The organism is Mycoplasma sp. 6934 (genome assembly GCF_055523595.1).
Map to the genome: position 1 here is coordinate 214,501 of NZ_JBVFVE010000001.1, position 21,832 is coordinate 236,332.

The following is a 21,832-nucleotide window of genomic DNA, read 5'->3' on the forward strand; positions in this document are numbered from 1 at the left end:
AGGAATCTATAATATAAATCAAAAAATAAAAAAATGATTAACCCCAACAGTCTAGGCAAAAAATTAAAAAAGTAGTGCAAAAAAGTAGTTATTCTACACGCAAGTGACTTTTCCAAAAAACATTTTTTTATTATATTGTATATTATGTTATAATTATAATAGGTCAAGAGATATCAAAGACATATTTATAACTGTTTAGAATTAGGTTTTTTGGCTTATTGTTATTTTTAGAAATTAACAAAGGAGAACAAATGAACAAATCAAGAATGAAAAAACTTATTTTATATCCTTCTGGTACTTTTTTAGGTGCTCTTGCGATATTTATATCATCACCATATACTTATCAACAAAAAGTAAATTTTTGGTATGAAAATCTTAATAATGAAAAATTTGAAGTTAGAGGTCAAGGAACAACTATTGCTTTAAACCAAAATAACGAGGCAATTTCTATTCCCGCTAACAATGACTTTGAACTAAAACTATTGTTAAACCCAGGTTTTGAAACCGAAAATGAAGAATTTTTAACTAAATTTAATAACGATTTTATAAATAAAGTTAATCAAAATAATTTAATTTATAAATCATTTGAAAAACTATCAATAATGCCTATTGTATGGTTTTATTTTGAAAACGAAACAGATAGGGAAAACTTTGTCAATAAAATTAAAGATTGGAATGAAATTTACAAATTTATTATTTTTGAAAATAAAAATACTACTCCACAAAATTATACCTCTCAAAGTTATGGCAGTTCCTCTGCATATCTTTATAACCAAAGTATTAAAACAAATAATTATATGAGATATGGAATTGATTTAAATTTAGAAAAATACAAGCAAAGTGTCAATAAAAACATTGATATTACAAATGCATCAGGATATTTAGACAATTCATATGTTAATAAAGTAGGAGTACTTGAGGCTTGGGCTTACCCATTTGATAAAAATTATCAAAAGCACTTTAAAGGCGGAATTGAAATAAATGATCTTAACGATAAAAAAGATGATTATTACAAAAGTCATTCAACATTTGTTTCGATGATAGTTGGAAGCGAACATGGTATAGATAAAACTTCTAAAATACACTTACACACATTTAATAAATTTGATGGTCAATGAATGTCAATTATTGAAAAAATGGTTAAAGAAGAAGGCATAAGATTAATTAACCATAGTTATGGTTACACAATGCGCTATGACGTAAATGGTACTGAAAAAATTCATCCCAAATATTTAGAAGGTTACTCTGAAAATGCATATTTTCTAGACTATATAACACGCAAGTATGCGGTAATAAATGTCTTTTCCGCAAGTAATGAGGGGAAAGATGATCACCACCTTATTACAGGACCACAATTATCGTTTAATTCTGTTATTGTAGGAGCATTATCTGATTGATCAACAAAAACAAACTTAAAATATAACACTGTAGCGGATTATTCTAATTATAGGTTGCATAAAGAGTACGAAAATATCTCAAAGCCATTAGTTGTTGCTCCCGCATATTTTTATGATCCAGTTTATAATGTTAATGAATATGAGCATGGAACAAGTTATGCTGCACCAGTCGTTACTGGTTTAATTTCTAATTTACTCAAATATAGATCAGATATTAGAAATAGCGATTATAAAATACCAATTGTAAAAGCAGTTTTATCGGCATCTGCTGTTAGTCCAAAGCACGATAATTTAACCTATAAGTCAAGTGGTTATGAACAAAAATTTGGTGCTGGAACAGTAGATTTTAAAACAATGTTAGAAGCAGCTAACAACTATTCAACACTAAAAATTCATCCAACTAATGATAGTGGTTTTGTATTTTCAAGTAAAGAAATAAATTTAAAAAAGAATCAAACGATAAAAATATCTAGTTCCTGAATGTTTAATGCTGGTCTTTTAAATCAATCTGAAGTTAGGCCAGAGTATAAAGAAAATACAAGTTGGTGAAATTCATTTTTAAATTTCTTTTCTCCATCACGTAGAAAAAGCCAAGAACTAGAAAAACAAAAAACTATTGCCGAGGGTAAAATGTGAGACTTAACTCATAAATCTGAAATTCGTTTGACTCAAGCTGAGGCAATAAAACGCCAAAACAACAATTGATTTTCTGATTATGACTTATATTTAGAAAAAAAAGAATCAAATGGAAAATGGGTTGTTGTGAAGATGATTCAGTCTGCAGTGAGTAATGATGAATTACTTGAATATAAAGCAACTTCTTCAGGGACTTATAGATATCGCATTAAAAAGTATGAGAAATATGACTTTAGCAATTCTGTATATGATTTAATAGCAACTACTCACGTGGTTAAAAATGAATAAAATAATTAGAAAATTGCTAATTAGTCTCATGACTTTAGTAGTTCCTATAACTTTATTTTCATGCAATGATAGCCAACCTCTTAGAAACGAACCTCCTGTTATTATAGCAGATAAGCCAGATGAATATTACGAAAATCAACTTAAAGAAATGTATGAAGATATTTACCAAGTATATGAACCACTTACAAAAAAAGGGGTTTTTGCCCCTAAAGAATGATTAGAGGAAGATCAAAAAACAATTAAAGAACAATATAAGCAAAAAGACATCGACACATTTAATATAACATTTTTCAGTAATTTTCCTCCTTATTTAGATGATCTTAAAAATGAAAAATGGCTTCAAGCTACCTATGTTCAAATAACTACTAAAGAGCAGTTCGATACTTACATTATCAAAAGATTTAAAGAACTAAATCAATCTGATGAATATAACAACGACTTAAAGATAAAAAAACTATTTGAAGAATTATATTTAAATAAACAAGATGCCTATGAACTTTTAGAAAACAATGTCATTTTTATAAAAAGATTTTCTGGTAACAATAAATCTCCGGTTGGTGGCTTTATAATTCCAATTTATGATAATAATGAAGTAATAATAACTTCATTTGGCACATACCCTAAACTGGATCCATCAGCTTTTGTAGTGCCAACTGTTTATCGACCAGATCCGTCCCGTATTTGAGAAGTTTTCTTAATTAAAAAAGGATTTAAATTTACATTTAAAGATATTGCAAGAGATTTTGAGACGACATCCCGTGATTTTAGGAATGAAGTCCATGATTGATATAAAAATGTATTTTTAAAACACTATTTAAAAGGTAAAACAGTCAATAAAACCTCTTAAGTTTTAACTTAAGTGGTTTTATATTGTATTTTGTTGGTAAAAATTGTTATTAGATTTATTATTTAATATTTTCAATGTTTAAACTTTTTAAACTATTTTTATATAAATTGTCAAATATAAGTTTTTCCTTAAAAAATTAATAGTTTATATGTGTGTAAACAGTATTTTACTCATGTTTGCGAGATTTTTCTGAATAAGCTTCTTAAGCAAAAGTTAAAATGCAAGTTTTTTGGTATTGCATAGTTTATATTTTTTATTTGGAAATTAATAGAATTAAAAATAAAGTATCCTTTCGAATACTTTGTAAATTAAGCAACAACTTTTTCAGTAAATTTATCGTTCTCAACAACGATGTATTTATCACCTGTTTGAATACCGTATGGTCTTAATGCCTCTACACCTTTGCATGTGCTTTCTTTAATTAATGGGAATAATGTTTTTGATTCAACAGAAACAAAAACACCTGAATAAGCCCCGAAACCACCTAATAATTTTTCGTCATTTAAAATACCAATAGTTAAGGTGTTAGGACGGAATTTTGCAACACGTTTTAATAATTCCCCAGTTCTTGAAAGCACAACAATGTATTTATATTCGCCTGATTTAACTTTTTTAGCAATTTCGTATGCAATTCTAGTACGTTTGTCACTTTGGTCTGAATTTTGTCATACACTTTCTAATTGTCTTTCGTAGTAATTTCTTGAGTAGAATTCTTTTTCTGCACGTCTTGAAATTGCTGTCATAGTTTTAACTGCTTCAACTGGGAATGAACCATTAGCGCTTTCTCCGGAAAGCATAGTTGAGTCAGCTCCTAATTCTACAGCGTAGTAAACATCTGTTACTTCTGCTCTAGTTGGGTGAGGTGAATTCTCCATTGAGTCAAGCATTTGAGTTGCTACGATAACCATTTTTCCAGCTTCACGACATTTACGAATCATTTTCTTTTGGTAGTATGGAACATCGTAATAAGGAATTTCTAACCCTAAATCACCACGAGCAACCATAATACCATCAGATGCTTCAATAATTTCATCGATATTTGTACATCCTAAGTGAGATTCGATTTTTGAAATAATTTGAACGTGTTGTCCACCATTTTCATCAAGTAATTTTCTTAATTCATTAACATTTTTTGCCGAGTTAACGAATGATGCTGCAACATAGTTAATTCCTTGTGTAATACCAAATTTTACATCGTTAATATCTTTTTCAGCTAAAAATGGTAATGAGAAATCAACGCCAGGTAAATTAACACGTTTATTTGTTTTTAATTTATGTGTGTTTTCGGCTCTAACTTTTACATAACCTTGCCCAACCTCTGTAACAACAGTAGATAATTTACCATCATCAATTAACACTTGGTTACCAATTTGAAGGTCTTGAGCCATGTCATAAGCAACACTAATTTCGGTTGCAGTACCTTCTAGGTTTTTGTATTTATCTGCTGTTGTATGGATTAATAAGTAATTTCCGGCTTCAACAACTTGACCACCATCTTTCATTTTTCCAATTCTAATTTCTGGACCTTTAGTATCTAACATTAAAGATACTGGAATTTGTAAGTCTTTACTTACTTGCTTTGCAAGCTTGAATTTATTAGATTGTTCTTCGTGAGAACCATGGCTAAAGTTAGCTCTAATAGTGGTTACACCATTTTCCACTAATGAACGCAATGTTTCATAGTTATCACTTGAAGGACCAATAGTCGCCACAAGCTTTGTTCTTTTGTCTGTAATTTTCATTTGTAATTAAACTCCCTATTCTTTTGATTTTGAAAATTTATACTATTCTAAGATTTACTGATATTTTAGATTAATATTAATATAATTGTAACAAAAAAAAACAATTTTAATAACTTAATTATTATCTTTTATTAAAATTGTTTTTCTAAAATTTTGTTATATAGTAATAGACCATTTTAATGGTATATTGTTTTTATAATTAAACAAAAATTATTTTGTATTATAATATACAACTATGGAAAATAATTACACTGCGGAGAATATTAAACAATTAAAAGGTCTTGATGCTGTTCGCAAAAGACCAGGTATGTATATTGGTTCAACTGATGTATATGGTTTGCATCATTTGCTTTGAGAAATAGTTGATAATTCTATTGATGAAGCATTAGCAGGATATGCTTCAAAAATAATTGTTAAATTACGAAGTGATGGATCGATTTATGTTTCAGATAATGGAAGAGGAATCCCAGTGGATAAAGCCAAAAATGAATCCAAAACGGCGGTAGAAATTGTTTTTACTGAATTACATGCTGGTGGAAAATTTGATTCTAATACTTATAAAGTTTCAGGTGGATTGCATGGTGTTGGATCAAGTGTAACTAATGCTTTTTCTACAAAATTAAGTGCTACAATTGCCCGCGGTGGTAAATTGTATTACACAGAATTTGCCCGAGATAAAATAGTTCAAAGAACTAAAATTATTGGTAAAACAAAAGAAACTGGGACAATAGTTGAATTTTGACCTGAATATGCTTTATTCAAAAAAGCCAAATTTAGTTTTGAAAGAATTGCTGAAAGGTTGCAAGAAAGTGCTTTTTTAATTTCAGGCTTAGAAATTGAACTTTATGATGAAATCAATAATTTAGAACAAAAGTTTAGATATAACAATGGATTAGTTAAATTCCTTGAATTTTTAAATAATACCCGAAGTCCATTAAATCCTCCTGTTTCTTATAAGGAAATAAATCGAGATATAGAGGTTCATTTTTCATTTCAATGAAATGATTCATATAATGATGGTTTAATACTTAGTTTTGTGAATAATGTTAAAACTAAAGATGGCGGAACACATGTTTTAGGCATTAAATCTGCTTTTAATAAAATTATTAATGAATATGCCCATAAAGATGGATATTTAAAAGGAAATAATATGTTTGATATTACCGATATTATGGAAGGTTTTACTTGCATAATATCGGTAAAAATACCCGAAAATATGCTTGAATTCGTTAGTCAAACTAAAGATAAATTAGGAACACCAGAGGCTAAAGCATGTGTTGATGAAGTTGCTTCTAGTTTCTTAGAATCATGACTTAGTCAAAACAAACCACTTGCTAAAATAATTATAGAAAAAATTCGTAAAGCATATGATGTAAGATTAGAAACTAAAAAGAAGCGTGAAGAAATTAGAACTTCTAAAAAAACTTTATCAGGTAAGAAAATTATTAGTGATAAATTAACCCCCGCTAGTTCGAAAAAAGCACACGAGCGTGAGTTATTTTTAGTTGAAGGAGATTCAGCTGGCGGCTCAGCAAAAAGTGGGCGAGATCGTAATTTTCAAGCTATTTTACCATTAAGAGGTAAAGTAATTAATGCTGAGAAAATTTCCCTATTAGAACTTTTAAAAAATGAAGAAATTGTAACAATTATCAATGCAGTAGGTGCTGGGATTGGCAAGAACTTTGACTTAACTAAATCAGAGTATGGCAAAATTATAATTATGACAGATGCCGATACTGATGGGGCACATATTCAATGTTTATTGTTAACATTTTTTTACCGCTATATGAAACCATTAATTGAAAATGGTTATGTATATATAGCAATCCCGCCCCTGTATAAAATAACTAATAAAACAAGCAAAAAAAGTCAATATCTTTGAGACGAGCAAGAACTTAGGGATACTTTTGAATCAAAAGGTCCAAATTTTGAAATTCAACGCTATAAAGGTCTTGGAGAAATGAATGCAGATCAGCTATGGGAAACTACCATGGATCCTAAGTCTCGTACATTAATACGTGCTACAATTAATGATGCATATTTAGCAGAAAGGCGTATTAGCACACTTATGGGGAATGATTCAACTAAACGTAAGGATTGAATAGATAGCAATATCATATTTGATGACTACGATGATTATTTAGAAAAATTTGCGAAGGTATAAAAAAAATATATTCAAGTTTAAAACTTGAATATATTTTATATTAACAGGATTCCTTTGTGCAAATTGAAATTTCCTTACGGAAATCTTTATAAACCGATGAAATACTGTTTTTTGTAAGAGTTGCATTTATTACTCTTGCTAAAAATGGACCAAGCGAAATAACTTTTAGTTTTTTAAATTTTGGAGACCATGCACTATTGTCAATACTATTTGTAACTATAACTTGGTCAACATCAGGATGATTTTCAAATATTTCAAAACCTTTTGTAAAAATACCATGTGAAGCAGCTACGATGATTTTTTTAGCACCTTTTTGCTTTAAGGTTTCAACGGCTTTTAAAATGGTACCGCCGGTATCGATAATATCATCAATAATTACAGCATTTTGGTTTTCAATATTGCCTAAAATACCCATAACTTCTGTTTTGTTAACTTCAGTGCGGCGTTTATCTATAATGCAAATTTGCACAGTATCTGCAATTAATTCAGCAAGGGTTCTTGCACGAACTGTCCCACCATGATCTGGTGATACAACGGTAAATTTTTCTCCAGTTTGCTTTAGAGCATAAGCAATTGGATATTGGCCTTTTAATTCGTCAACTGGAATATCAAAGAAACCTTGAATTGAAGGATTGTGTAAATCAACACAAGTTACTTTACTTACTCCTGCTTTTTGCAATAAATCTGCAACTAACTTAGCACCAATTGATTGGCGCCCACTTGCTTTACGATCTTGGCGTGCATATCCGTAATAACTTAAAATAACATTAATAGACTTAGCACTACCACGTTTTAATGAATCAACAAATAATAACAGTTCCATAATATTATCATTAACGGGGCGAGAAGTGCTGGCAATCAAAAAGACATCTTTGTCTCGCACAGTATGTTCAGAAACAAGCATTACTTCACCGTCAGCATAAACAGTTCGCTCAATTTTTGACATTGGTATATCTAAAAGTTGTGAAATATCACATGCTAAATTTTCGGAATTTTTCATTCCGAATAAAACTATATTTTCTTTATGCATAATTATGTTTATATTATATTTAATTATTATTTATTTGCTAGTGAAAAATTAATAAATCCTTGCTCTGTCCAATGACATAATAAAAGTTGATAGATGAGTATGCAAATGCTTTAAGTATTAGCATTACTTCAAAAAAAGTTTTAAAAATTATAGTTTAATAGTATTGGTTAAAATGCCGCACTAGAGTTTTGTTGGTACATTTTTTTCTATGTTCTTTAAGTAGGAATTGTTAATATTTTACTTTTGTTATGGATATTCCGGTTTGTTTGAATATCTATCTTATGCTTAAAAAATATTAATTTTGTTTTATTATTCGGAAATTTTCCAGATTTAACTCAATAACAATTCTATTTTGAAAATTAATCTTTGTAATATTTCTTAAATTCTTCTTTGTATCACTTGCTTAATTTATTGTAATATTCTTTTGATTTTTCAAGTGGGTTATAGAGATTAAATTTATTATCAGCAAAATAAGTATTAAGTTTAAAATTTTGCTTTTTAGGTAAACTTAATACTTTTCACTTTTGGTCTTTAACAATTCTATCATCACCAATTCGAGTATTATAATCATAGAAAACATTTAATTCAAGAGAATCATCAGTTATAAAAGGAATAACAAGGTTATGAAATGATCCTTGTTTATTAGATTGTAAGATATAAAGATCATTATTTTCTAGTAGTTGATAAATATTTTGGTAATTTAAGAACTCTTTTTCAAATTGGTTTATAATATCATATACTTTAGGTTTATAATCATCTGCTGAATTTAGCTCTTGATATCTTTTAATTATGATATTATCAAATTCCTGTTTAGTAGATATTTTGATAACCTTACTTTCATTTATTTCACTATAAAGAGGATCTGTTACATGATCAAAAAACTTGTATTTTCAAAAATATCCATGCTTAGCTTGATTTTGTTGATTAATTTTTGTATAAACCTCTTGAGAAACCGGAACGTATAATTCACTTATTTTTGAAATTGAATTAAGTTTATTTTCTAGATCATAATGAATTTTTACAACATCTATTTCAATGTTTAAATTTTCTTTGTATGTTACTGAATCATTTTTTATACTTCTAGAAGTTTCTTTATCTGATTTAGGATCTTTAGTGGGAACATTTGTAGTTGAACAAGAAAAAGTTACGATAGGCATAAGTATTGCACTAAATAATAATATTTTTACTTTATTTTTCATTTCGTACCACATGTGTTACAGCAATTATATCGTCAACTGAATTTCCAAATGTACTTGAAGAAACCTTATTAATTCTATATCTATAAATTCCAGAGTTAAAAACATTATATTCAATTAGTTCATCGTTGCTTGTTTTTGTATACACTCCTTTAACTGTTATTCAATTTCCTCTTGAATCTTTTCTCTCGAGAATTAAGTTATAATCAGAAAATCAATTACCACCTTGCCGTTCAAATGTTTCTTTATCTTTTAATCATAATTCATCATTATGCGTCTTTTTTCATTTTGCTTCTTCATGAGCTTTTCTCGAATTAGAAAAGAAATTTAAAAATGATCCTCACCAATTTGTCCTTGGTTCATTATTTTTCAAAATACCTGCATTAAATAATCATGAACTTGAAATTTTAATGCTCTGACCATTTCTTAGTCATAATTCATTACTTGTAATAATATCTTTGCCAGTATTTAAAGTTGGATTTACTTTTGCAGTTTTATAATTATTTGCAGCTTCTATCATTTTTCTTGCATCAGGTGTTCCTGCACCATATTTTTGTTCAAACCCACTGGTTTTATATGTTAAATTAGAAAATTTAGGACTAACTGCTGATGCTGATAAAATAGTTTTAATAATTGGAACCCTAAATTCACTCGCATAAATAGTTGGATTTCTTTTTAAGAAATTAGAAACAAGCCCAGTAATTAAAGGAGCTGCATAACTTGTTCCTTCATCAAACTCATATTCTCTTTTCATTCATGATTCATAAAACATATTGTAAAATGTACCAGGTGCGACTACTAGAGGTTTAGCTAAGGTTGCATATTCAGGTGCTAAGTTATAGTTTGTATAATATGATGTTTCATTTTTTTTAATATTTTTGCTGTTAGCTTTTTCGCCCAATGCACCAACAACAATTGAATTAAATGATAATTTACTCTGAGTAATTTGGTGTATTGGATTATAACCATCATTTCCCGAAGAAATAACATTTATTACACCGTATTTACGAGATATATAATCTAAAAAGTAAGAATTTTCGTTATAACCTTCAAAGTATTGTGGGTTTATATATTTTTGACCTGTTTTACTATCTATATAATAAAGTTGTGGCCCATAGCTATGATTTATAATTTTAACACCATCGTCTAAAACCATTTTCTCTATTGCATCTTGCCATTGTGTGCCATTTGTAAATTTTGATAAATAAATTGTAGCAGATCTATCAACACCAAATTGACTACCTGCAATCATTGATACAAAAACACCATGTTTTTCAAGTGGTGACTGAGATTCAATAACGGATTCTTCGTTTACTTTTAAGCCACGTTTGAAAAATTCAGAGTATTTATAATCAAATTTTTCATTTCCTGCTTCTAAAATACCAATTCTAGTAGTTTTATTTTCTGTGAGCCCTGCGTCTCCTTTTAGTATTGATAGATTTTCCTCCACTGATTGTTTAAAATTATTTATACTTTTTGTGGGGGCATTGTTTAAATTTGAATATGTTTTGCGATAATATTCAAACCCTGAACTATTACCTCAATTCCATTCTTTTATATTTTCATTCTTATAAATAATTATTTGAAAAATTTCTTTTCAATCTTTGATTTTTGTGGTAAAATTTTCTCTGTCGCTTTCTTTTTCAAAGTAGAAGTAAATAATTGGCATTATTCTACTTGGATTACCAGAAATAAATTTTAATTTATTATTTTTAACTTTATTAATAAAATCATTATTAAATTGTTGAATAAAATCAATGTTATCAGATTCAAACCCTGGATTCAATAATAATTTTAATTGATAATTATTATCAACGGGAACATTAATTATTTCCCCATTATCTGATAAATCTTTAACAATTGATTGTTCCCTAACTTGGAATTTATCGTTAGTTAAATTACTATATCAATAATTATTATTTGTTTTTTGGTTAGTTGTTTTTGAATGGGGTACTAATACTGTACCAATTGTTGCTACTATTCCCAAAGGAATTAGTAGCCTTTTTTTAATGCTTTTTAACATAAGTATATTTTTCCTTTCTAATATTTATTTGAGTTATAATGTGGTATATCTTTTTTAATGACCACATTATAATTATATAATACATTTTATATTATTATATTCAATAAAAGATATATATCTTACTTTATAATTTATCATTTATAAATTTATTAAAATTTAAAAATATCAGTTTGTAAAAAACTATGTACGAAAACTTTTATGATACTTTTACTTATTCCCGATTTATTCTGTGCATCCTAAAATAAATATTGGATAAAATTTACTCGCAGTTCTTTTAATTATATTACTTAATATAGCGGTTGGTTTTAGCGGTAGTTTAGAAAATTTTTTATTTTATCTGTTTAAATCAAATTTTAAGAAATACTGCTTTTGATATTTAAAACGATTATTTTGGTGCTTTTCGTATGAACTGAAAGATAATTTTATGAATTTTTTGGGTTATTCTGTGGCATCTTATTAGACAAAATTTTATACATTTGTTAGTTTTGCAAGTCTGATAGCAACACTTTTCTTTTTATAAAAAGTATTCGGAATTTGTCCGAATACTTTTTATATGTATTATTCTTTATCTTTTTTAGTATGATTATAGATTAAATTGGCTAATTCTTCTTTTGACATTTGTTCATAACCAAAGATGTTCAATGTTTCAGCCATGCGGTGCAATTGCTCTTTAGGCAATTCTATAATTTTTTCAATTGCTAAATCTTTTTCTGTTTTTTGAACTTGTTGATTTACTTCATCTTGGTTAGTTGTTTGGCTATTATCAGTTGTGCTAGTTTGATTTGTAAATTGTTCAGCATTCATTGCCCCAAAAGGATTATTTATATTACCATTTTTCATATTTTTATTTCATTGTTCCATAAATATAGCACTATCATGTTGAAGTTTTTGCATCATAAACAATTGTTTAATTTTAGTGACATTTTTAGAAATAAAGAAAAAATGGATAACGCTTAAAACTAAGATGGTAATATGCATTACCAAAGCAATTAAATTAAAATTATTTGATATATCGTAATTTCCCCTAAGCGTACTATTAATTAAATTAATAATTGAAAGAATTCCGTGAAATTTTGACAGCAAGATTGCACCAGTAGATAAAATTGCAAAGCTTTTAAATTTATAAGATTTAATTGTTGATGAGATACCAAAAGTAAATACCAAGATTGGTAAAAAAGATGTTATAAAGAAATCAATAAGAATTTGCGTTCTTCACACTGCATCATAATCTAAAGTTATGTTATTATTGTTAGTATTTGGTGTGTTTTGAGTTTGTTGTTTTAGCGCCTCAATATAAGCTGTTTTATTTGCTAAAGCATTAAAAAGGGGTACAAGGGATAAAATTGTGATTAATGCTCAAAAAGCGATAAATAATATTATCCAAATTCTGAAGTGGTTTTTTTCATTATTTCATAAGTTGTTTAAATCAAGGTCTTTTTCATTAATTCTAAATGTACTACTCATTATTCTCCTTTTATAAATTCCTCATAATTATACTCTGCTATATTAAATTCAGAAGGCGGAAGTGAAAAAAAATGCATTTGTTTTTTTGTAATTGGATGTTCAAATTCTAATTTATAGGCATGTAAGTATTGGCCAAAGTCATTTATCTTTTTATTGTACATTGGATCACCATAAATTGGGTTACCAATATATTTTAAGTGAACTCTTATTTGGTGTGTTCTTCCGGTTTCTAATTCACATTTAACAAGTGATTTAGGTTTTTTATCTAAATAAAAACTTTTTAGCACTGCTACATTTGTGATGGCATGTTTCGCATTTAAATTTGTAACTGTAAATTGTTGTCTGTTTTTTTGGTCTCTTCCGATAGGTAAATTAAGTTTTAAAAGTGAATTTTCTAAAATACCATCACAAATTGCCAAATATTTACGATTTATTTCGTGATGAGCAAATTTATCTGCTAATAAATTATGAACTTCGTTATTTTTAGCAATTAATAATAATCCGCTTGTATCTTTATCAATCCGGTGCACGATGCCTGGACGTAATAATCCATTTTCATTTGATAAATTATTTTTAAAATGATACAAAAGTCCATTAACTAAAGTTCCTGATTCATGACCTGGTGAAGGATGGACTACAAGTCCACTGGGTTTTTCTAAGACTGAAAGGTATTCATCATCATAAATAATTTTTAAATCCATTTTTTCAGGTTTAATATCTAATATTTTATCAATTAATCGAATTATTAGTATTTTTTGTCCCTCACGTACTTCGAATTTTGGTTTAAGTATTTTGTTTTCGTTTACAAAAACAGCACCTTCTTCAATTAAAGTTCGTGCATCATTTCTTGAAATATTGGAATTATTTGAAATGTATTTATCAATACGTTCTTTATATTCTACATTTATTTCTATCATTTGTGTTATTATATCAAAATTTATTTAAATAGTTGTGGTAAAATTTAAATATGTTAGGTTTTTTAGAAAAAAGAATGCAAAAGACCCTCGAGAAATTATCAAAGAAAATACAATTAACAGAAGCAGATATTCTTGAGGTAACTAGAGATATTAAATTAGCATTGTTGGAAGCTGATGTTAATTTAAAAGTTGTAAAAGAATTTATAAATAATGTTAAAGAAAAAGCTTTAACTGACCCAAATTTAAAAAAGTTAAATCCTTCACAACATTTTATTAAAATATTGCATGGCGAGCTTGTAAAGATTTTAGGTCAAGAAGGGAGTGAATTTAAAATTACTAAAAAACCATACATCATTATGATGTGTGGTTTGCAAGGCTCAGGAAAAACAACCTCAAGTGCTAAACTTGCATATTATTTACGTAAAAAGAAATTTGTTGAAAATCCATTAGTTGTTGCAGCGGATATTTACCGGCCAGCCGCTGTTGAGCAATTAGTAACTTTGGCTAAAAGTATCCAAGTAGATTATTTTGAACAAGGGGTAAATGCACCAGTTGATAAAATTGTGGAAAATGCCCTTGCTCAAGCTAAAGTAAATAATAACGATTTAATTATTATTGATACCGCTGGTAGGTTATCAATTGACGAACCCTTAATGGATGAATTATTTAGGGTTAAAAAGATTGTTAACCCTAATGAAATTTTCTTTGTAGCTGATGCAATGTCAGGTCAAGACATAATTAATGTTGCTTCTACTTTTAATGAAAAATTAAAATTAACAGGAACTATTATCAATAAACTGGATTCAGATGCGCGTGGTGGTGCTTCATTAAGTTTAAGGTATATTTTAAACATTCCAATTCGTTTTATTGGTACAGGCGAAAAGATTTCGAATTTAGATTTATTCCATGCCGATCGGATGGCTGATCGTATTTTAGGTATGGGTGATGTAATGAGTTTAATTGAAAAAGCTCAAGATGTTATTGATCAAGATAAAGCTGCTCAAATGGTATATAAAATGTTTTCTGGTGAATATACCTTAGATGATTTACTTGAGCAAATTCAACAATTCCAAAACCTTGGAAAATTTGGTAAAATATTAAAAATGTTACCAGGTAATTTATCTGATAAAATAAATAATGATCAAATTGATAAGGCAGAATCCAAAATGCATTATTTCAAAATATTAATGTCATCAATGACTAAAAAAGAACGTAAGAATCCAAAATTATTACGCCAAGCCTCTCGTAAAGAAAGAATATTAAAAGGAAGTGGTCGTAGCGCTCAAGAATTTAATAAGCTAATGTCTGATTATGATTCAATGGTAAAAAGAATGAGTGAGATGGGCAAAAAGATTAAGGCAAATGGCGGAGGCTTTGATCCTAAAATGTTTGGTTTTTAGAATTTATGCAATAGAAAACAACAAAAGATTTACACTTTTGTTGTTTTTCTTATTGCCTTATTAAAATTAATCTTTATAATACTTTTTAAATTCATTATTGAATCATTTGAAAATTTCAATACTTGCTATTCTTACTTTTTCATTATACTCAGTACTATTATTTGAATCTGTATCAAATTTAACTGGTTTATTTTTTGGAATTGTAAATACAACTCATGAACCTTTTTTCTCTCTTGGATCAATATATTCTAGTGTAACAGGTCTTGGAGGAAGTATCATATTTACAATATTGACTAAAATTGTTCCGTCTGGTTTATCAAACGGAATAATGAAATATGGCAAATCATACAAATCATTTTCCTCATATGTGTTTGAAATATAAATATCATTAGATTCTAAAATCTTATTTAGGTTTTGATTATTTAAATATAACTTTTCAAAAGTTGTAATAATTTCCGAATCTTGTGTTTTAATAGTACCAATATTGTTTAATTCCTTAAATCTTGTTATTATTAAGTTGTTAAAATCGTCTTTTGAAGATATTTTTGTAAAAAAATTATTAGGGAATTTTTTTTCTTTTAAATGAAAGAATTTGTCATTAAAATATTCTGACCTGAGTTCGTCGTTAATTATTCAAGTATATCCTTTTATTGAATTAGGAACAAACTGCTCAAATTTCACAAAATTATCAAATTTATTAAATAGTTTATCATAAATTTTTTGGAGCTCAGTTTTAGTGGGTTCATAACCTTTGATTTCTTTTTTGGGTTCTGTACTAGTTCGTTCATTTTTGTTTTTGGTGTTACTTTTTATTGAAGAAATTATGTCTTGTTCACTATCAAGTTTTGTCTTTTTTTCATCTTTTGGTTTATTAACTGGATCTCTATTTTGGCTTGGGGCACAAGATAATGCAATTAGCGGGGTCAATACAGGAGACAAAGAAACTAATAATTTATTTATTTTAGTCATTTTGTACCACATGAGTTATTGCAACAATATCATCTACGGAATTAGTGAAAGAACTTGAATACCATTTTCTAACCCTATACCTATAAATTCCAGATTCCAAAACTTTATGTTCGATTAATTCATCATTAGTTACAACAGTTGAAATGGTTTTTACTATTTTTCAATTTCCATTTAATTCTTTTTTCTCAAGAGTTAAATCATAGTCTGCAAACCATTTATTATTTTGACGTTTTTTAGCTTCTTCTTTTTTTAACCAGTATTCACCTTTATGAGTTTCTTCGCTAAAAAACTTTTTAGTGAAGAAGGATTCGATAGTTTCATCATTTGATAAAGTATAATTACTATACTTGTAATCCCACCAGTTAAGTTTTCTATCAGGTAATACAAACATTAATTTAGTGTCAGGCCATTTTAAAATACCTGCATTAAACATTCAAGAGCTAGAAATTTTAATAGTTTGACTTTTATTTAATTCTAATTCAGAACTAGTAAGAACATAACTACCTGAGGACAAATTTGGATTAACAGCTGCTACTTTATGATTTTGGGCAGCCTGTAACATTCTTGAGAAATCAGGGGTGCCAGAACCATATTTTTCTTCATAACCACTAGTTTTATATTTTAACTCACGAGCTTTAGGACTTACAGATCCTGCTGATAAAATAGATTTTATTATAGGGACTCTTTATGTGCTGCTTTTAATATCTGCTCTCAATTTTAATAAATTTGAAATCAGTCCAGTAACTACTGGAGCAGCATAACTTGTTCCATGCTCATATTCATTAACATTATAAACTGGATTATAAAAATATGCGGGAGCAACAACTAATGGTTTAGATATATTTTTATACTCTTCTTCTAATCTATAATTAGAATATTCAGCAACTAAGTTTTGAGATATAGTTAACTCATTTGATTGATCTGAAAGTAAACCAACAATAATAGAATTAAATGATGTTTTATCATTGCTTATCTTATGTTCATCAATTTTGCCATCATTACCTGCAGATATTACGTTAATAACTCCATAATTACGAGACAGATAATCTAAATAATATGCATTTTCTGTATATCCAAAGTAGTTTTGCTTTCTATCCTTTTTATATTTTGTACCATAGCTATGGTTGATCAATCTAATTCCTTGGTTAATAACCATATCTTCTAAAGCTGTATTTCAATCCCCATCAGTACTAAAGGTAGATAAAAATACTTGCGATGTTTTATCAATTCCTCATTGACTTCCAGCTATTAATGAAACTATTGTTGAATGGCTTTTAATATTATAATTAGTTTTACCTTTAGAATTTAATTCATTTAATCTTATGCCACTTTTAAAATATCTTTTATAATCGTTATCAAATGGATATGTGTAAACTTCTAAAATTCCTATCTTGTTGTTCGAAGCATTAGAACGTTGCTCTTTTTTTAAGTTCACAATTGAAGCATTTTTATCGATAGTTAAACCAAATTGTTCTACATTTTCTACCTGTTGTGGTTTTATAACTAATCTTTTTGAATTATAGTTATATGAGTTTCAAATACCTTGTTCATTAATATGATTATTTTTATATACAATAATTTGATAAATGTCATTTCAGTCACCAATTGCATTTATGAACTTTCTCCTTTGTGCTTCGCTTTCGAAGTAAAATCAAACTATAGGTATTATTTTGCTTTCTTTATAAGAAGCAAATTTTAAATCGATAGATTTAATTTTAGCTATAAAATTAGCATTAAAACTTTCAATAAAATTTTCATCTTCAGTATTAATATCAGCGTTTAAAAGTAATTTTAATTCAAAGTTATTATTAATTTTTCACTCAGTTTCTTCCCCATCCAGTGATAAAGTAGATATACTTTGTTGTTCTCTAAATAAACATGGACAGCAAAATTTAACATTTTAGTTATTTATAATTCCATAGCAAATTGCTGTGGAGTTTTTCAGTTTAAGTTTGATTGAATTCGGTCATTGTTGTACCAAATTACATATTCTTGTATCATATCATTAAGTTCATTAAATGTTATTTTTGAATAATCTAAATCATTTAATAATTCAGTTTTAATGATTCCAAACCAATATTCAATTTCTCGATTATCAAGAGAATTTCCCACTCTTGATAACGAAATAATCCCACCAAGATTTTTAACTTCTTTAATATATTGATGATGTGTATATTGAAAGCCATGATCTGAGTGAATGATAAAATTTTTGGATTTGTATTGCTTTAATGAATTTAAATTGTCTAAAACTAGTTCTAGATTATTACTTTTTGATAATTTAAAACCAACAATTTGTTTAGTTTTATGAGACAAAATTGCAGACAAATAAACGTGTGATTCTAACACATCTTTTGGCGCTTTTATATATGAAACATCAGTTGCATAAATATTTCGATTGTTTTGATCATTATAATCACGATTTACGAAGTTATCAATCTGAGTAGATAGATTTTTAATTTCTTTTCGTTTTGATTTTTGTCTAAGCTTACATTTTAGGCCTAAAAGGTTCATATATCTCCCTAAAGAACGTTCGTTTATATCTATTTTGTATTTTTTAGATATGTAAACACTTAGTTTTAACCTTCCATATCTTGACTTTGTTTCTGCGAACGATTTTTCGATTACATCACTATATTTAGGGAGTTTTTGTGCAATTTTAATATTTTGAGTTTTAGAAATTGTTTGTCTAGAAATGCCAAAAACTTCTGCAAGCTTAACATAACTTATACTAAAACTTTTAGATTCAATAACTTTCTTACTTTTAGGTAATTCGTTGGTAATTTCATAATATCTTTTAGCTATTTGTAACAAATCATCACGATCAAAAATATCTCAATTTGGTTCTCTTTTCGTCTTAGGTTTGCCGCTTCCTTTTTTGCGGCTTTCACCTTTCTTTGTCTGCAATAAGTCTTCCATACCTAAATTATAATACTTAATTATTTTATTAATTCTAACTTTTACACTATTTCTTTGTAAGTTTTTTGTTTCTGGTGATATTTGGTAAATAGCTTGGTAAGCACCTGGGAAACCTGATTTTTGATATTCTTCATATATTTTTGCAAATTCTTCTTTCTTTAAATGTCTTGACATAATTTATCCTTTCAAAAAAATTCTTCGTTGGTACCAACGAATGGTAACAGAAAAGCTAACATTTACATGTTAACTTTTCTGTCCGGCTTTAAAATTCGATTTTTTTAGTATTGATATTTTTATACAAATCTATTATTTTTTCGTTTATTAATTGTTTTGAAGAAAGTGCCACAAGCGGCAGCATAACGACAGGTGGTGCTAAGATTTTCCTTATTATATTTTTATTAATTGGAAATGTCACATGCAAGTTTTTTTGCATGTGACATTTCCAATTAATAATATTCTTGTATCATATCATTAAGTTCATTAAATGTTATTTTTGAATAATCTAAATCATTTAATAATTCAGTTTTAATGATTCCAAACCAATATTCAATTTCTCGATTATCAAGAGAATTTCCCACTCTTGATAACGAAATAATCCCACCAAGATTTTTAACTTCTTTAATATATTGATGATGTGTATATTGAAAGCCATGATCTGAGTGAATGATAAAATTTTTGGATTTGTATTGCTTTAATGAATTTAAATTGTCTAAAACTAGTTCTAGATTATTACTTTTTGATAATTTAAAACCAATAATTTGTTTAGTTTTATGAGACAAAATTGCAGACAAATAAACGTGTGATTCTAACACATCTTTTGGCGCTTTTATATATGAAACATCAGTTGCATAAATATTTCGATTGTTTTGATCATTATAATCACGATTTACGAAGTTATCAATCTGAGTAGATAGATTTTTAATTTCTTTTCGTTTTGATTTTTGTCTAAGCTTACATTTTAGGCCTAAAAGGTTCATATATCTCCCTAAAGAACGTTCGTTTATATCTATTTTGTATTTTTTAGATATGTAAACACTTAGTTTTAACCTTCCATATCTTGACTTTGTTTCTGCGAACGATTTTTCGATTACATCACTATATTTAGGGAGTTTTTGTGCAATTTTAATATTTTGAGTTTTAGAAATTGTTTGTCTAGAAATGCCAAAAACTTCTGCAAGCTTAACATAACTTATACTAAAACTTTTAGATTCAATAACTTTCTTACTTTTAGGTAATTCGTTGGTAATTTCATAATATCTTTTAGCTATTTGTAACAAATCATCACGATCAAAAATATCTCAATTTGGTTCTCTTTTCGTCTTAGGTTTGCCGCTTCCTTTTTTGCGGCTTTCACCTTTCTTTGTCTGCAATAAGTCTTCCATACCTAAATTATAATACTTAATTATTTTATTAATTCTAACTTTTACACTATTTCTTTGTAAGTTTTTTGTTTCTGGTGATATTTGGTAAATAGCTTGGTAAGCACCTGGGAAACCTGATTTTTGATATTCTTCATATATTTTTGCAAATTCTTCTTTCTTTAAATGTCTTGACATAATTTATCCTTTCAAAAAAATTCTTCGTTGGTACCAACGAATGGTAACAGAAAAGCTAACATTTACATGTTAACTTTTCTGTCCGGCTTTAAAATCCGAATATTTTTAATATAAAGAAAGAGAGGTAGTTATGAGACATTTAAAGACTAAGGAATGGGTCAAAATATTCGATTTATACGATAAATATTTGAATTTGAGAATAACGAAGGCAGAATTTGAAAATTTATGTTTTGATATCAGAAAAGTATACTGAAATAAAGAATCAATGAGAAATATTTTAAAGAAAAGAAAACTGTATAATTTAAATATGACATAGAATCACAAAGTGGTAAATCACCTAAGAAAGATAAAGGTGTTGGGAGAAAGAAAAAGAAAGTTCTCGATTATACATGAATTGATACTCTTAAAGATGATGAAAAAGATGCAGTTATAAAATACTACTATCGAATTTTTAATGAAAATAATATTGATGCAGATATCTCAAAGATAAAGAAAATCAAGAATCTTTCACATACTAAAAAATCTAAAATGATATGTGTTTCAAGATCTACATATTATGAGAAATTGAAAGATAACAACAAACCTAAAGAGATAAATGTCAAACACAAAGAAATAATTTTTAAAAGTTTTGTCGAAAATAAAGAAAGGTATGGACGAAGAAGACTTGCTAAATATATTTTCCAAGAATATAATATTCAAATAAATCCTAGAACCCTTGGGAATTATATGAAAAAACTTAATTTAAAAACATTTGTTAGACAAAAACGTAAAAACAAAGAATCTAAAAATACTTGTGTTAAAGTGCCTGATTTAGTAAAACGAGATTATAATTCAATCAACAATAATATATATGCAACAGACGTGACCTATATACCAGCACCAAAAGATATTGAACAGAATCATATTTATTTATCTGCAATTATTGATCATAAAACTAAGTTTGTGACCTATGAATTATCACTTAGAAATGATACTGAACTAATTTTGAATAATATCACCAATACAAAATTCAAAAATAATTTTATTTTACATTCTGACCATGGAACTGCTTATTCTTCGCTTGAATATACTAAAAAAATAAAATCACTAAAAGGTAAAATATCAATGTCAAGAATTGGTAATAGTCTTGACAATCGTGAAATTGAGTATTTCTTTTCAATTCTTAAAAGTGAAATTTTCCCAAATTTTGATCAAACCTGTAAAAGACTTACTTTTATTGAATTATCACAAAAAATCAAAGAATTTATAAACTGATATAATTATAAAAGAATAAGATAAAAAAAACCT

General features: G+C 27.6%; 18 protein-coding genes. 6 read left to right on the forward strand and 12 right to left on the reverse strand.

Annotated elements, in window-relative coordinates; genetic code table 4:
- Positions 1-251: 251 nt before the first annotated feature.
- Together AC0B4S_RS00945 and AC0B4S_RS00950 are read left to right on the forward strand one after the other, a co-directional pair.
- On the forward strand, positions 252-2,321 hold the full coding sequence (locus tag AC0B4S_RS00945) for a S8 family serine peptidase (RefSeq protein WP_465101251.1): 2,070 nt from the start codon (positions 252-254) through the stop codon (positions 2,319-2,321).
- Positions 2,314-3,168 (forward strand): hypothetical protein, encoded by an 855-nt coding sequence (locus AC0B4S_RS00950; protein ID WP_465101252.1) that lies wholly within the window; start codon positions 2,314-2,316, stop codon positions 3,166-3,168. Before AC0B4S_RS00945 ends, AC0B4S_RS00950 begins: the two co-directional genes overlap by 8 nt.
- A 308-nt stretch (positions 3,169-3,476) precedes the next feature.
- Here AC0B4S_RS00950 and pyk read toward each other — a convergent pair whose 3' ends face one another.
- Positions 3,477-4,910 (reverse strand): pyruvate kinase, encoded by a 1,434-nt coding sequence (gene pyk / locus AC0B4S_RS00955; protein WP_465101253.1) that lies wholly within the window; start codon positions 4,908-4,910, stop codon positions 3,477-3,479.
- A gap of 235 nt (positions 4,911-5,145) precedes the next feature.
- On the opposite strand from pyk, the gene AC0B4S_RS00960 reads away from it, so the two are divergent.
- Positions 5,146-7,074, forward strand: a complete 1,929-nt coding sequence (locus AC0B4S_RS00960) for a DNA gyrase/topoisomerase IV subunit B (protein ID WP_465101254.1) — start codon at positions 5,146-5,148, stop codon at positions 7,072-7,074.
- A 40-nt stretch (positions 7,075-7,114) separates the two neighbouring features.
- Here AC0B4S_RS00960 and AC0B4S_RS00965 read toward each other — a convergent pair whose 3' ends face one another.
- From AC0B4S_RS00965 to AC0B4S_RS00985, 5 genes are all read right to left on the reverse strand, one after another.
- Positions 7,115-8,104 (reverse strand): ribose-phosphate pyrophosphokinase, encoded by a 990-nt coding sequence (locus AC0B4S_RS00965; RefSeq protein ID WP_465101255.1) that lies wholly within the window; start codon positions 8,102-8,104, stop codon positions 7,115-7,117.
- Between the two features lie 359 nt (positions 8,105-8,463).
- Entirely contained in the window at positions 8,464-9,303 is an 840-nt protein-coding gene (locus AC0B4S_RS00970; protein ID WP_465101256.1) for a hypothetical protein, read from the reverse strand.
- Entirely contained in the window at positions 9,293-11,323 is a 2,031-nt protein-coding gene (locus tag AC0B4S_RS00975) for a S8 family serine peptidase (protein WP_465101257.1), read from the reverse strand. The genes AC0B4S_RS00970 and AC0B4S_RS00975 overlap by 11 nt, the downstream gene beginning before the upstream one ends.
- Before the next feature lie 558 nt (positions 11,324-11,881).
- On the reverse strand, positions 11,882-12,787 hold the full coding sequence (locus AC0B4S_RS00980) for a hypothetical protein (protein ID WP_465101258.1): 906 nt from the start codon (positions 12,785-12,787) through the stop codon (positions 11,882-11,884).
- Entirely contained in the window at positions 12,787-13,704 is a 918-nt protein-coding gene (locus tag AC0B4S_RS00985; RefSeq protein WP_465101259.1) for an RluA family pseudouridine synthase, read from the reverse strand. Before AC0B4S_RS00985 ends, AC0B4S_RS00980 begins: the two co-directional genes overlap by 1 nt.
- A gap of 50 nt (positions 13,705-13,754) precedes the next feature.
- Here AC0B4S_RS00985 and ffh point away from each other — a divergent pair, with 50 nt between their 5' ends.
- Positions 13,755-15,104, forward strand: a complete 1,350-nt coding sequence (ffh, locus tag AC0B4S_RS00990) for a signal recognition particle protein (RefSeq protein WP_465101260.1) — start codon at positions 13,755-13,757, stop codon at positions 15,102-15,104.
- Between the two features lie 66 nt (positions 15,105-15,170).
- On the opposite strand, the gene AC0B4S_RS00995 is transcribed toward ffh, so the two are convergent.
- From AC0B4S_RS00995 to AC0B4S_RS01020, 6 genes are all read right to left on the reverse strand, one after another.
- A complete protein-coding gene (locus AC0B4S_RS00995) occupies positions 15,171-16,073 on the reverse strand; it encodes a hypothetical protein (RefSeq protein WP_465101261.1) in 903 nt (300 codons plus the stop codon).
- Positions 16,066-16,635 carry a hypothetical protein gene (locus AC0B4S_RS01000; protein WP_465101262.1) on the reverse strand — a complete coding sequence of 190 codons (570 nt, stop codon included), beginning with the start codon at positions 16,633-16,635 and terminating at the stop codon, positions 16,066-16,068. Before AC0B4S_RS01000 ends, AC0B4S_RS00995 begins: the two co-directional genes overlap by 8 nt.
- A gap of 123 nt (positions 16,636-16,758) precedes the next feature.
- Positions 16,759-17,508 carry a S8 family serine peptidase gene (locus tag AC0B4S_RS01005; RefSeq protein WP_465101263.1) on the reverse strand — a complete coding sequence of 250 codons (750 nt, stop codon included), beginning with the start codon at positions 17,506-17,508 and terminating at the stop codon, positions 16,759-16,761.
- Between the two features lie 473 nt (positions 17,509-17,981).
- On the reverse strand, positions 17,982-19,163 hold the full coding sequence (locus tag AC0B4S_RS01010) for an IS3 family transposase (protein WP_465101264.1): 1,182 nt from the start codon (positions 19,161-19,163) through the stop codon (positions 17,982-17,984).
- 88 nt (positions 19,164-19,251) lie between these two features.
- Positions 19,252-19,422 (reverse strand): hypothetical protein, encoded by a 171-nt coding sequence (locus tag AC0B4S_RS01015; RefSeq protein ID WP_465101265.1) that lies wholly within the window; start codon positions 19,420-19,422, stop codon positions 19,252-19,254.
- A 13-nt stretch (positions 19,423-19,435) separates the two neighbouring features.
- Positions 19,436-20,545, reverse strand: coding sequence for an IS3 family transposase (locus tag AC0B4S_RS01020; protein WP_465101266.1), 1,110 nt, complete (start codon positions 20,543-20,545; stop codon positions 19,436-19,438).
- A 130-nt stretch (positions 20,546-20,675) separates the two neighbouring features.
- Here AC0B4S_RS01020 and AC0B4S_RS01025 point away from each other — a divergent pair, with 130 nt between their 5' ends.
- Together AC0B4S_RS01025 and AC0B4S_RS01030 are read left to right on the forward strand one after the other, a co-directional pair.
- A complete protein-coding gene (locus AC0B4S_RS01025; RefSeq protein WP_465101267.1) occupies positions 20,676-20,861 on the forward strand; it encodes a hypothetical protein in 186 nt (61 codons plus the stop codon).
- 212 nt (positions 20,862-21,073) lie between these two features.
- Positions 21,074-21,823, forward strand: a complete 750-nt coding sequence (locus AC0B4S_RS01030; RefSeq protein ID WP_465101268.1) for an IS3 family transposase — start codon at positions 21,074-21,076, stop codon at positions 21,821-21,823.
- Positions 21,824-21,832 lie beyond the last annotated feature (9 nt).